The 12149-nt window shown below is 67.7% G+C and carries 14 protein-coding genes; 8 read left to right on the top strand and 6 right to left on the bottom strand.

The genetic code is table 11. The annotated features are described in order from the left end of the window. Window positions 1–27: 27 nt before the first annotated feature. On the bottom strand, window positions 28–1149 hold the full coding sequence (locus tag QM693_RS32720; protein WP_283333941.1) for a hypothetical protein: 1122 nt from the start codon (window positions 1147–1149) through the stop codon (window positions 28–30). A gap of 258 nt (window positions 1150–1407) precedes the next feature. On the opposite strand from QM693_RS32720, the gene QM693_RS32715 reads away from it, so the two are divergent. The 6 genes from QM693_RS32715 to QM693_RS32690 all read left to right on the top strand — a co-directional run bounded on the left by QM693_RS32715 (window position 1408) and on the right by QM693_RS32690 (window position 5742). Next, on the top strand, window positions 1408–1983 hold the full coding sequence (locus tag QM693_RS32715) for a TerD family protein (RefSeq protein WP_005251244.1): 576 nt from the start codon (window positions 1408–1410) through the stop codon (window positions 1981–1983). A 118-nt stretch (window positions 1984–2101) separates the two neighbouring features. Then, window positions 2102–3244 carry a DUF475 domain-containing protein gene (locus QM693_RS32710; protein ID WP_280780618.1) on the top strand — a complete coding sequence of 381 codons (1143 nt, stop codon included), beginning with the start codon at window positions 2102–2104 and terminating at the stop codon, window positions 3242–3244. Between the two features lie 80 nt (window positions 3245–3324). Next, window positions 3325–3948, top strand: a complete 624-nt coding sequence (locus QM693_RS32705; protein WP_280780522.1) for an AIM24 family protein — start codon at window positions 3325–3327, stop codon at window positions 3946–3948. A gap of 5 nt (window positions 3949–3953) precedes the next feature. Beyond that, window positions 3954–4655 carry an AIM24 family protein gene (locus tag QM693_RS32700; RefSeq protein ID WP_271209559.1) on the top strand — a complete coding sequence of 234 codons (702 nt, stop codon included), beginning with the start codon at window positions 3954–3956 and terminating at the stop codon, window positions 4653–4655. Continuing rightward, window positions 4652–5407, top strand: a complete 756-nt coding sequence (locus QM693_RS32695; protein ID WP_011595185.1) for an AIM24 family protein — start codon at window positions 4652–4654, stop codon at window positions 5405–5407. Before QM693_RS32700 ends, QM693_RS32695 begins: the two co-directional genes overlap by 4 nt. Window positions 5408–5517: 110 nt before the next feature. After that, window positions 5518–5742, top strand: coding sequence for a hypothetical protein (locus QM693_RS32690; protein ID WP_280780523.1), 225 nt, complete (start codon window positions 5518–5520; stop codon window positions 5740–5742). Window positions 5743–5825: 83 nt separating this feature from the next. Here the strand turns inward: QM693_RS32690 and QM693_RS32685 are convergent, their stop codons facing one another. Together QM693_RS32685 and QM693_RS32680 are read right to left on the bottom strand one after the other, a co-directional pair. Next, window positions 5826–6308 carry a hypothetical protein gene (locus QM693_RS32685; protein ID WP_283354409.1) on the bottom strand — a complete coding sequence of 161 codons (483 nt, stop codon included), beginning with the start codon at window positions 6306–6308 and terminating at the stop codon, window positions 5826–5828. 53 nt (window positions 6309–6361) lie between these two features. Next, the gene (locus QM693_RS32680; RefSeq protein WP_164059794.1) at window positions 6362–6811 is read right to left on the bottom strand and encodes a PPOX class F420-dependent oxidoreductase; all 450 of its coding nucleotides are present in this window, start codon (window positions 6809–6811) and stop codon (window positions 6362–6364) included. 225 nt (window positions 6812–7036) lie between these two features. On the opposite strand from QM693_RS32680, the gene QM693_RS32675 reads away from it, so the two are divergent. Then, window positions 7037–8377 (top strand): potassium channel family protein, encoded by a 1341-nt coding sequence (locus QM693_RS32675; protein WP_280780526.1) that lies wholly within the window; start codon window positions 7037–7039, stop codon window positions 8375–8377. Between the two features lie 4 nt (window positions 8378–8381). Here QM693_RS32675 and QM693_RS32670 read toward each other — a convergent pair whose 3' ends face one another. Genes QM693_RS32670 through QM693_RS32660 form a run of 3 tightly spaced genes read right to left on the bottom strand, consistent with a single transcriptional unit; the run spans window position 8382 to window position 10592 of the window. Next, entirely contained in the window at window positions 8382–8786 is a 405-nt protein-coding gene (locus QM693_RS32670) for a RidA family protein (protein ID WP_009475147.1), read from the bottom strand. A 46-nt stretch (window positions 8787–8832) separates the two neighbouring features. Beyond that, window positions 8833–9582 carry an IclR family transcriptional regulator gene (locus QM693_RS32665; RefSeq protein WP_005251230.1) on the bottom strand — a complete coding sequence of 250 codons (750 nt, stop codon included), beginning with the start codon at window positions 9580–9582 and terminating at the stop codon, window positions 8833–8835. After that, window positions 9579–10592 carry a sugar kinase gene (locus QM693_RS32660; protein WP_280780528.1) on the bottom strand — a complete coding sequence of 338 codons (1014 nt, stop codon included), beginning with the start codon at window positions 10590–10592 and terminating at the stop codon, window positions 9579–9581. Before QM693_RS32660 ends, QM693_RS32665 begins: the two co-directional genes overlap by 4 nt. Before the next feature lie 222 nt (window positions 10593–10814). Between QM693_RS32660 and QM693_RS32655 the strand changes: the two genes are divergently transcribed. Then, window positions 10815–12137, top strand: coding sequence for an amino acid deaminase (locus QM693_RS32655; RefSeq protein WP_283333761.1), 1323 nt, complete (start codon window positions 10815–10817; stop codon window positions 12135–12137). Window positions 12138–12149 lie beyond the last annotated feature (12 nt).

Here is a 12149-nt window from a genome sequence, read left to right as displayed (position 1 = left end):
TTCGCTAATGCTCATCGTCCCCCCGTGTCATCGCTGTCCTGTGTGTCCTCTCATCTTCTGAACCACCTCGGCGATGAACGCCGACACGGCATCGAGCTGGGCGACGTACGCCCAGTAGTCGGGATGCCTCCCGGTCAGTGTCCCTGCAATTCGGTCTATCCGCTCGAGCTGAGCGTCGAGGACCGATCCCCATTCCCGCACGAGACCACGATTGACAGCCAACATCTGGGCGTCGCGGAGGCGAAATCTGATCTCGTTCTCCTTGGCCCGTGGGTTCTCGCGGACCTCCCGCAGCAACAGCAGGCGATCGGTGACACCGTCGACGTTCGCCTCGGCGTCGACCAGATGGGTCCGCGCGGCGGCGGTCAGATCCAGCGCCCCCTCCGGATTTCCGGCGGTCAGAGCCTTCTGCGCCTGCTGCAGATCGGTTTGCGCCTGCTCGATGTGCCTGCGGCTCTCGCGGTCGTTGTGGACGAGATCCGCCGAACTGGCCGCGTTGAACTCGCGCAGCAGGGCGGAGTAGGCGGGCGCCAGCCGTTCCGCCCGCGTCTGCACCGCGGCGATCCTCGTCGTCACCGACGACACGGCGTGAGCGGCGTCCAGTTCCTTGGACGGGGCCGCGGCCAGTGCCTTCTCGAGCGCCGCCGACTCCTCCCGCACGCGCGCTGCCGCTTCGCGGACCGGATTGGCGCCACGGGCGCCCTGCAGCGCCACGACCGCGGCCTCGAGCGCCGCTCCCCGGTCGCGCACCGACGGGTAGCCGGCGTACGCGCCGCCCTCGGTCTGCACCCGCTGCTGCGCCGCGGAGGCGACCTGAAGCGCCTGCTGGGCGAGTTGGGGTACGGCCGCCAGCATCGCGGTCGACTCCTCGAGATGGCCCCGATGTGTGCGATAGAACTCGTCGAGAGACTGCGTCGCCGCCACCAACTGCCGCGTCACCTGCTCGTACGCCGCGGCCGCCGCGGGTGTCTGCACGTTCTCGAATTGGTCTTCCGCCGCCAGATACGCCGTCGCGGCCTGGTAGCACCCGTCGCGAACCGGTTCCCAGGCCCGCCGGATTCCGCGTTCCGGAGTCAGCTGGTCCGAGGCGTCCACGGCCGCGGCGGCGATGCTCTGCCGGTTGTCCATATCGAGAAACGCTGCGACCATCGTGTCGTGGGCGCGACGAGCCGAGTCGTCGCCCCGGGCTCTTCCTCGGAAGCGTCCCGCCCATCCGCTCGTCACGTCCTGAATCGTACTGGTCGGGCCGACAACCCCGAGTGGTCCGGAATTGCCTGTGCACAAACCTGTGGACAGTTCGCGGGATGGGACAAGTCGGACAAATTCATTATCGTGGTGTTGCACGACGAACCCGGAACTTCGACAGTTGTCGAGGGTCCACCCACCTCCTCTCGAAAGGACCCCTGAATGGGCGTCAGCTTGACCAAGGGCGGCAATGTTTCTCTCACGAAGGAGGCGCCGAACCTGACCGCGGTGGCTGTCGGACTCGGATGGGATGCCCGCTCGACCACCGGCACCGACTTCGACCTCGACGCCAGCGCCATCGGTGCGGGCGCCGACAAGAAGGTCGTGTCGGACCAGCACTTCGTGTTCTTCAACAACTTGCGCTCCCCCGACGGCTCGATCGAGCACATCGGTGACAACACCACCGGTGCGGGCGAGGGCGACGACGAGGTGATCAACGTCAACCTGGCGGCGGTCCCCGCGAACATCGAGAGCATCCTGTTCCCCGTCTCGATCTACGATGCGGAGACCCGTTCGCAGTCGTTCGGTCAGGTCCGCAACGCCTACATCCGCGTCGTCGACCAGGCCAACGGCACCGAGCTCGCCCGCTACGACCTGTCCGAGGACGCGTCGACCGAGACCGCTATGGTTTTCGGCGAGCTGTACCGCAACGGTGCGGAGTGGAAGTTCCGCGCCATCGGCCAGGGCTACGCGTCCGGGCTGGCCGGTATCGCCCGCGACTACGGCGTCAACGTCTGACAGTCGTCACGTTCTCCAGCCGGGGGAGGGTTTCACGGCCCTGACGTGAAACCCTCCCCCGGTGCTCGTCCACCTGCAGTAGCCACCCTGCATGCCCACTAGAGAAAGGCCACGCTTCGTGGTTCTGCGAATATTCGGTCTCTCCTTCGCCGTGACGGTGATTTCCATCATCATCGCGGCGCTCTACGGAGGCCCCCAGGCCGTCCTCCTCGTGGTGATCCTGTCGATCCTCGAGATCTCACTGTCCTTCGACAACGCCGTCATCAACGCCACCGTGCTCCGCCGGATGAGCGAGTTCTGGCAGAAGATCTTCCTCACCGTCGGCATCGTCATCGCGGTGTTCGGTATGCGTCTGGTCTTCCCCCTCGTCATCGTGTGGCTCGCGTCCGGCCTCGGCCCCGTCGCCGCCCTCGACCTGGCTCTCAACCCGCCTGCCGACGGTGCCGCGTACTTCCCCGACGGCAGCGCCAGCTACGAAACGCTGCTCACCGACGCGCACCCGCAGATCGCGGCGTTCGGCGGCATGTTCCTGCTGATGCTGTTCCTCGGCTTCATCCTGGAAGAGCGGGAGATCACCTGGCTGTCCTGGCTGGAGAAGCCCCTTGCCCGCGCGGGCAAGCTCGACCAGCTGGCCGTCATCATCGCCGGCGCCCTGCTGCTGATCACCGCCGCGTACATCGCCCCCGCGGACACGGTCTCCACGGTGATGATCGCGGGCGTCCTCGGCATGGTCACCTACATCGCCGTCAACGGTCTCGGTGAGTTGTTCAACACTCCGGGGGAAGACGAAGACGGAGAACTGGTCGAAGGGTCCAAGGGCGGACCGACCGAGCTGGCCAAGGCCACCGGTAAGGCCGGGTTCTTCCTGTTCCTCTACCTCGAGGTCCTCGACGCGTCGTTCTCCTTCGACGGTGTGATCGGCGCGTTCGCGATCACGTCCGACCCGATCATCATCGCCCTCGGCCTCGGCTTCGTCGGCGCGATGTTCGTCCGGTCCATCACGGTGTTCCTGGTCCGCAAGGGCACCCTGTCGGACTACGTGTACCTCGAGCACGGCGCCCACTGGGCCATCGGCGCACTGGCCGTGATCCTGCTGGTGTCCATCGGCTACCACGTCAACGAGAACGTCACCGGACTCGTCGGCGTCGCCCTGATCGGTGCCGCCTTCATCTCCAGCATCGTCCGCAACCGCAAGGCCGTCGCGACGGCGGGCCAAGCGGAAGACGACGTAGACGAGCAGGACCCGGTGTCCGTCGGCTAGGTTCTGCCTGTACTCACATCCAGCGGCAGTGCTCGTGACTCGGTCACGGGCACTGCCGCTCGACACTGGAAAGGGCACCCATGGGGCGGCTGCTCGACAAGTCGAAGAAGGTGGTGGAGGCGCAGCTCGCCGGAACCACCATCCGGGCGATACAGGGTTCGATGATCGCCTACGAGGGCAATGTCAGTTTCAAGTCGGCAGGTTTCGGTGGCGGTGACGGGGTCCTCGCCGGAATGAAGAGGCGCGCCACGGGCGAGGCCCTGTCGCTGATGGAATGCTCCGGCCACGGTGTCGTGTACCTCGCGGTGGGCGGTCAGTACGTCTCCGTCGTCGACCTGGCGAACGAGACCCTGCAGGTGGAATCGCAGCAGCTGCTCGCCTTGAGCGGCAACCTGAACACCAACGTCACGTTCACCGGACTACGCGGCGGGGTCGGCGGTCAGGGCCTGTTCACCACGACCGTCTCCGGCCAGGGTCAGGTGGCACTGCTGTCGGCGGGCGGGCCACTCATCCACCTCGAGGTGTCGCCGCAGTACCCGCTGGTGGTCGATCCCGACGCGTTCGTCTCGGCGCGCGGGCAGGTGACACAGTCGTTCGTGACCGACGTGTCGTGGCGCAGCGCCGTCGGCCAGGGCAACGGTGAGGCCTTCTCCCTCAAGTGGGACGGTCACGGCGTCGTCTCCATTCAACCGGCAGAGCGGTGAGCCCCATGGTCTTCTCGAAAGTGAACTCGAAGGTCGTCAAGGTCGACGTCGGCGCCGCAGGCGGTGTGGTGGCGCGCACGGGTGCGATGTTGTTCTACACGGGTCAGGTGCAGTTCTCACCGCATCAGGTGCCGGGTTCCCAGTCGATGGCGGGCATGGGTGGATTCACCCGGATGGCCGGACGCATGATGCAGGGCGAGCACGAACGCACGATGCTCGCGCAGGGGCAGGGCGAGGTGCACTACGGTCACGCCGGACTCGAGGTGCATGTCGTCGACATGTCGCAGGGTGGCGCGCTGTGCGTCGAGGCGTCCCGGCTGCTCGCGCACAATGCGGGACTGCAGAGTTCGGTGATCTCCGTGACGAGTCAGGGCGGTGGTGGCGGCGGACGCGGCATGCTCGGCGCCCTACGCGGCGCGGCGGCAGGCGCCCTCTCCGGTACCGGAATGTTCACCACGCAGTTGTCCGGGTACGGGTCGGCGGTGCTGCTCGCACACGGCGGCTTCATCGAACTCCCTGTCGGCGGCCCGAATCCGGTGTTCGTCGACCCCGACGCTTTCGTCGGCACGTACGGGAGCGTCCAGGTGGAACTGAAATCCGCCGTCGGCTGGCGTGAGGCCATGGGTCGCGGGGTCGGGGAAGCAATGCAATTGCAGTGCACGGGTCAGGGCATCGTCTACGTTCAGGCTTCGGAGGAGAAACTGTGACCGCCATCCACAATCCGTCGACTCTCGGCGCCAGCGACAACATTCCCGACAACAGCTACGCATTCTGCATCGACCTCACCGCGCCCTGGTTCATCCGCAAGGGTGCGATGATCGCCTATTACGGGCAGATGCAGTTCCAGGCCCTGACCCACGGATTGCACGGCGCCGCACTGCACATGGTCGCCAACCAGTTCTCCGCACCGCTGTACATGGGCGACTATGCGGTGGCCGAAGGATTCGGGAAACTGATCATCGGCGACCGCGGTTACGACATCAACTCGTACGACCTCGACGACGGCAACCTCACCATCCGGGCGTCGAATCTCCTTGCGTTCGAACCGGGTCTGGCCCTGAACCAGTCCATCGTGCCGGGATTCCTGACGCTCATCGGGACCGGCAAGTTCCTGGCGTCGTCCAACGGCCCGGTGATGTTCGCCGAGCCGCCGCTGCGGATCGATCCGGAGGCGCTCGTCGGGTGGGCCGACTGCCCGTCCCCGAGTCACCATTACGACCAGGGGTGGATCAGCAACTTCCTCGCGGCGGGCGCCCACATGATGGGAATCAACTCCGGGGAGGAACGGCAGTTCGACTTCACCGGCGCCGGAACGGTTCTGATCCAGTCGAGTGAGAAGGTCCTCAGCGACACGCATGTCGTGCGCAGTATCGAGGGGCAGATCCACGGCATCACTCCGAGCGGTCTGCAACGGCTCAACGGCGTGATCGCCGCCAAACTGGCGGAGCAGCCTCGCTGACACCCAGGCGATTGACAGGCTGAGCGAAGAGTTGCGGCAGGGACGGGGAGCACTCTGATCTGTGTCAGGAAGTTCTGACACCGCATCCGATACGTTCCAGGAGGAACCGCATGAAGTCCGTCGTGACCAAGGCCGTCGCAACCGGTGGCATCGCCCTCGCAGCCCTCGGCATCGGAGCCGGCGTTGCCAGCGCCGACCCGGTGGGCCACAACCCCGCCCCGGCCCAGCAGCAGCAGGCGCCGCAGCCTCAGCAGCAGCACGCTCCACAGCAGCAGACCCCCGCGCCGAGCCCGCACGGATTCTGGTTCTTCGGCACCTGGGTTTCCCTGCCCTGATCTGCGTTCCCCTCGCAGGGCGAAGGTGCCCTTCGGCGCTCCCACGGCGCCGAAGGGCACCTTCGTATGTCTACCCGCGACGACTAGCGGGCGGGTCGCATACTCGGATTCGGGCCGAGAGTGATCGTCCGGGTTCTCGGCAGAAGTCCTATTTCCTTCCACCCCGCGGTCAGTGTGATCGTCCCCGACTCCGGGTAGTCGCTGATCCAGTAGTGCGGCGCGGAGTGATATTCGGACGCCTCCGCGGCGTCGGTCTTCGACGTCGAATGCGGGTGGCGTGGATCGGCGACGCCCTCCATGTCGTCGACCTGCACGTTCACCGCGAGATACGACCACCGCGCCGACGGGTCGTCGGGATCGTCCAGCGGACGCGTCTCGTGCCGCGCGAGATCAGCGGATCTGCCTCTCGCCGTCAGCTCGACGCGCAGCAGCATGCCCGTCGGGTGCGCGACGACCTCCGCCAGTCTCAGGCTCAGGTCGCGGCTCGTCACGAGCTCCACCGGCCCGTGCACCACAATTCCCTCCGTGGCAGGCGGCGGTGCCGCCGGCCACCGTCTCCTGCGCATGACTCAATCGTCCCACCGGCTCCGACCGGCTGCCACAGCTACGTTTCGCACACTCAGGGCAACTGGGCCATGCCGTACACCTTCGTCGCGCGGACCCGGAGTACCTGCCGGTGCTCGGACACCATCGCGCGGCGGAACTCTTCCCAGTCGTCGTGCTCTTTTCCGGACGCGAGCCGGAACACGTCGACGAGCTCGTCCGCCGCCGCGTCGTGCGGATCGGCCGCGACCGCGCTCAGTTCCGCGTCTCCCTCCACGACCGCGTAGCTCCAGAAGTCGGTCGCGCTGACGTGCAGCGAGACCCGCGGGTCGCGGGCGGCGTTCCGGGTCTTGGCCCGATCCGCCGTCACCGACACCCTCGCGGTCTGCGTGCCGGGGTCCCAGGCATAGATCACGTTGGACAATTGCGGGCGCCCGTCGCGTTTGATCGTCGCGAGGACCGCACGGTTGTGTGCGGCGACGAGGTCGAGAAGGGGGCGCCGGTCGTCATTCGCATCGAGGGTCATGTCTCACCCAACCACGGACGCCGAAGCGGTGTTCCCGTGCGGAGTCGCGGCTGCCCCTGGTCGCGGTCCAGGGCCCTACCGACGAGTAGGGCACCGGGATCGGAAAAACATTGGCCGGTAACGTGTTCCAGGAAATCTCAGGATACTGACCGGTACACATTCTCGTGTGGGATCTGCGGTTCTTCTCGGGTACGCTCTCGTGATCCCGAGCCGGAAGGACCACACGTGAACGACTCATATCTCGTCATCGGCGAAACCACCGTGGCCCGACGGGTCTGTGCATCCCTCCGCGAAAGGGACTTTCACGTACGCCATCTCGTCGCCCCCGACGACGACGAGCTCCGCCTGGCGATGGCGGACGAACCTTGCGGTATGGCCGTACTGGTGCGGGACGACGTCGTCGCGCTGCGCTACGCGCTGGCCGCGGCGCACATCTCGGCGTCGATCCCGTTGGTGGTGACGATCTTCGACCGCACGGTCGCGGACCAGCTGTCACAGCTGCTCCCGCAGTGCGAGGTGACGTCACCGGCAGACCTGGCCGCACCGACGCTCGCCGGTCCGTGCCTGGAACCCGAACTCGTCGCGGCCCGGCACGCGGGCGAGCACATGCTGACGGTCCGCATGATCGACGGCCACCCCGAGGGCGCGCACGTCGACCTGCCCCGGCGGAACTGGTGGCGCACCGCGGCGACCGGCGCAACCGGACTGTTGCGGTCGCACGACATCGGCACGCGCATCCTGCTCGGTGGGCTCGCGGGACTCCTGGCGGTCCTGTTCGCCGACTGGCTGTGGCTGATGCTCGGCCAGCACGTGGCACCGCTCGACGCGTTCAACGAGGCGGTGCGGGTGGTGACCACCGTGGGCCCGGGAACCGATACCCACGGCAGCCCCGCCTACGCGGTGTTCGCCTCGGTGGCGATGCTGTTCACCGTCGTCTTCACGGCCATGTTCACCGCCGGAATCATCGAGCGCCTGCTCGGCCCCCGGCTGGTCGGGCTGGTGGGCAGCCGCGTCCTGCCCCGCTCGGGTCACGTCATCGTGGTGGGCCTCGGCCAGGTCGGGCTCCGGCTGTGCCGGGAGCTACAGGCCCTCGGTGTCGCGGTGGTGGGCGTCGAACGCGACCCCCACGCCAAGAACCTCCGGCTCGTGCGGTCGATGAACATCCCGACCGTCGTCGGGCACGGCGGCGACCGTGAACTCCTCGAGCGACTGGGCGTGGGCCGCGCCCTCGCGCTGGCCGCCGTCGGCTCCGACGACCTGGACAACATCGCGGTGTCCGTGGCCGCGCAGGCCCTGTCGCCCGGGCTGCGGCTGGTCCTGCGGGCCGGGGAGCAGGAGGCGATCGCCGAGACGCGGTCGTTGCTGCGGCTCGGCATCATCCGCGACGTCACCAGCCTGAGCGCCACGTACGTGGTGGCCAAGCTGATCGGCCTGCAACCGCAGGGGGTCGTGGCGGACGGCAGCCACCTCTACCTGGAGGTGCCGACGGCGGACACGTCCGAGCCCGTCTTCACCGAGCTGCCCATGTCGCCGCGGATGAGCTGCCGGCACCTCGTCACCGCGTAGCGACCTAGCCGGTCACTGCCAGCGCGTCGATCTCGACGAGCATGACCTCGTGCGGGAGGTCGACGAACACCGTGGTCCGGCACGGCAGCTGTCCGCTCGGCACGTTCGCCGCAATGAACTCTCCGTACACGTCGTTCATCGCGGCGAAGTCGTCCCGGGTGGTGAGGTAGACGCGGAACATCAGCACGTCCTCCACGCTCGCGCCGCCGGCTTCGAGGATCGCCTTGACGTTCTCGAGGGTGCGACGGGTCTGCTCGCGCACGTCGCCCTCCGCGATGTACTTGTTGGTGACGGGGTCCATGGGACCCTGCCCCGACACCTGGAGCATGTTGCCCTTCTTGATGCCCTGGCTGAACGTGTGCGCGGGGGCGGGGGCGCCTTCGGTGCGGATGACGGTGGTGTCGGACATATCGATTCTCCTGTGTGTCGTTACTTTTCGGGTGGACGGGGGACGGTCAGGGCTGGGCGCGGTATCCACAGTCGCGGGAGATCCGCGCCCCCACGGCCTGAAGGGGTTCGAGCAGGTCGAGGACGCGTTCGTAACTGAGCACGACGTCGGGCACCGAGACGGAGACGGCGGCGACGACGCGGCCGGACGCGCCGCGGATGGGCACCCCGATGCAGTTGACGGACGGCTCGTTCTCCTCCTGATCGTGCGCCCAGCCCTGCTCCCGGACCATGCGGATCTCGTCGAGGTAGCGTTCGGGCGTCGTGATCGTGTTGGCGGTGCGGGCCGAGAAGTCCATCGAGTCGACGATGGGCCGCAGTTCCGAATCCGGCAGGTCGGCGAGGATCACCTTCGCGACCGCGGTGGAATTGAGGTTGGCGCGCAGTCCGATTCGCGAGTACATCCTGATCTGGTCGTGCGATTCGAGTTTGTCGATGTACACCACGTCACCGCCCTCCATCGCCGCGAGGTGTGTGGTGCGCCCGTATTCGCGGTTGAACGCGACGAGGTGCGGTGACGCGATGCGCCGGACTTCCCGCTGATCGGTGGCCTGCGCGGCGAGCTCGAAGATGCGGGAACCGAGGTGGTACTGGTTGCTGTTGTCGCGGAACGTGAACCGCTCGTCGGACAGCGTTCGCAGCAGCCGCAGCACGGTGGTCTTGTGGACCCCGGTGGATTCGGCCAGCTGGTCGAGATTGGCGGGACCGTTGCCGAGTTGCACCAGCAGGTGCAGGGCGCGGGAGACACTCTGACTCATCCGTTCACTCCACTTTCTCGGGGGGAGAAACCGTTGGCGGTGACGCTCGTGGCCGCCCAATCCGATTCGGAGCACCGGAGCAGCTCGTCCAGCAGTTCGGCGGGCGGCGGTGGCGCCGAGTCCGCGGCCACCGTCAGGGTGGCGGCGGCACCGATGTGTCCGCGGCGCAGGCACCGCGCCTGATCCTCGCCGCGCACCACACCGCTGAGATATCCGGCGGCGAAGGCATCGCCCGCGCCGACGGGTTCGACGACGTCGACGCGGAGCGCCGGAACAGCCACACTGCGGCCACTGCGATCGACGGCCAGCGCCCGATGCGCTCCGTCCTTGACGACGACGGTGGCCGGGGCGGGCAGGATGAGCCGCAACTCGTGCGGATCCGCGGTGCCGAGAACGCGCAGGGCCTCGTCCGCGCCGACGAGAACCAGATCGGCGAGATTCGCCAGTTCCACGACCATCCGCGGGTCGCCGTCCGGCCACAGTTGCTCACGCCAGTTGACGTCGAAGCTGACCACACCGGAGATTCCCGGCCGGTCGCGGAGCAGTCTCCGCATCAGCGCGAGGCACGAATCGGACAGGGCCGGTGTGATTCCGCTGCAGTGGACCACGGCGGCGCGGCCGAACAGGTCCGCCACCGCCGGCCTGTCGAGGAAGCCGGGATCCATGGCCGACGCCGCCGAACCCGCCCGGGAATACAGGCTGTCCGTTCGCGGCTCGCCGTGCTCGTCGAGGGCGGTGGCTTTCGAGTAGTGCCCGGTGGGCCGGTCGGGATCGACCTCGATCGCGCGGACGTCGACACCCCGCGCCTGCAGTTCGGTGCGGATGAGGGTGCCGAACTCGTCGTCACCGAGGCGTCCGACCCAGGCGGCGGGGACACCCAGCGCGGCGAGCCCGGCGGCGACGTTCGCCTCGGCGCCTGCCAGGTGGAGTGTCGAGTCCGGGGCCACCAGGACCATCGCCTCACCGAGGCACGCGACACCGGACTCGGGGGTGGGGGTCGATTCCTGCACTTGTTACCTCTACGACTGCTCGGACCGGCACTGGAGTTGCGTTTCGAGAGCCCTCGCCCCGGCGATGCATGCCACACCGGACCGTTGACGATGACCCAGGCCAATGCTAGACATAGGTGACTCAAAAACGCAATCACCGTTGCATACAGCGCAACGTTGCACTTCACGGCCCTCCCCCCCGATGAAGACCAGCCCCACAGAACCCGAACGACAGGATCGACGATGACGATCAGCGGACCGGACACACTCGATTCCGGCGCCTTGGCGGAGCTCGACGAGCTGCGCTTGTCCGACGTGGACAAAGCCCTCCCCTCCGCGGCGAACGGCCTCACCAAGACCGAGTTCCTCGGAACGCAGCCGCGGCTGTCCGCCTTCAGCACACCCGTCATGGTCCTCGACGAGACGGCCATCGCCGGCAATCTCGACACCATGGCGGCCTGGTGCGAGGCGCACGGGGTCGACCTCGCTCCGCACGGGAAGACGACGATGTCTCCGGTGCTGTGGGACCGGCAGATCCGCAGCGGCGCGTGGGGAATCACGCTCGCGAACTTCGGTCAGCTCCGGGTGGCGGTGCGATTCGGCGCGCGCCGGGTGCAGATCGCGAACTCGCTCGTCGACCCGACCGCGCTGCGGTGGCTGGCCGAGCAGATGGACGCGAACCCGGAACTCGAAGTCCTGATGTGGGCCGACTCCCCGCAGACGGTCGACGCGATGACCGCGGCACTCGCGGACGTCACGGTGGCCCGTCCGCTGCCCGTGCTCGTCGAACTCGGCGGAGAGGGAGGACGCACCGGCGCACGCTCGGTGGCCGAGGCCGTGAAGGTGGCCGACCGTATCGGCGAGAGCCCCGCACTGCGGTTGGCCGGCGTCTCCGGTTACGAGGGCGCCCTCGCACACGACGCCTCCGAGGAATCCCTCACCCGGGTCCGCACCTACCTCCGGTCGATGGCCGAACTGCATCGCCGGCTCGAGGCCGAGGGTCGCTACCCCGAGGGTCGGAACGTGTACGTGACCGCGGGCGGCAGCGCCTACTTCGACGTGGTCGCCGAGGTGCTCGCCGAACTTGCCGGCGGCAGAACCAAAGTGGTGGTCCGCGCCGGCGCATACATCATCCACGACGACGGCTTCTACACCGGGATCTCACCGTTCGGCCGCAGCGAAGACAGGCAGGCGCGTCGTCTCACGTCGGCGATGCACACGTGGGCCCGGGTGGTGTCCCGCCCCGAGCCGGGCCTCGCCCTGCTGGACGCCGGCAAGCGCGACGTCCCGTTCGACGAAGGACTCCCCACCGCGCAGGCCGTCGCCGGCCAACTCGGGGCGACGCCGCGGCCCCTCGACGGCACCGAAGTGACCGCCGTCAACGACCAGCACGCGTTCCTCCGGCTCGATCCCGCACGGCCCGAACACGATCTGCGTGTCGGGGACGTCGTCCGGCTCGGTCTCTCCCACCCGTGCACCGCGTTCGACAAGTGGCGCTGGATTCCCGTCGTCGGCGACGACTCCGACGATCCCGTCGTCGTCGACCTGATCCGCACCTTCTTCTGATCCCCCGGCCGA

Source organism: Rhodococcus sp. IEGM 1305 (assembly GCF_030058635.1).
GTDB classification, from domain to species: domain Bacteria; phylum Actinomycetota; class Actinomycetes; order Mycobacteriales; family Mycobacteriaceae; genus Rhodococcus_F; species Rhodococcus_F opacus_D.
Note: the sequence above shows the minus strand (reverse complement) of the source record. Positions and strands in the feature narration are given on the sequence as shown.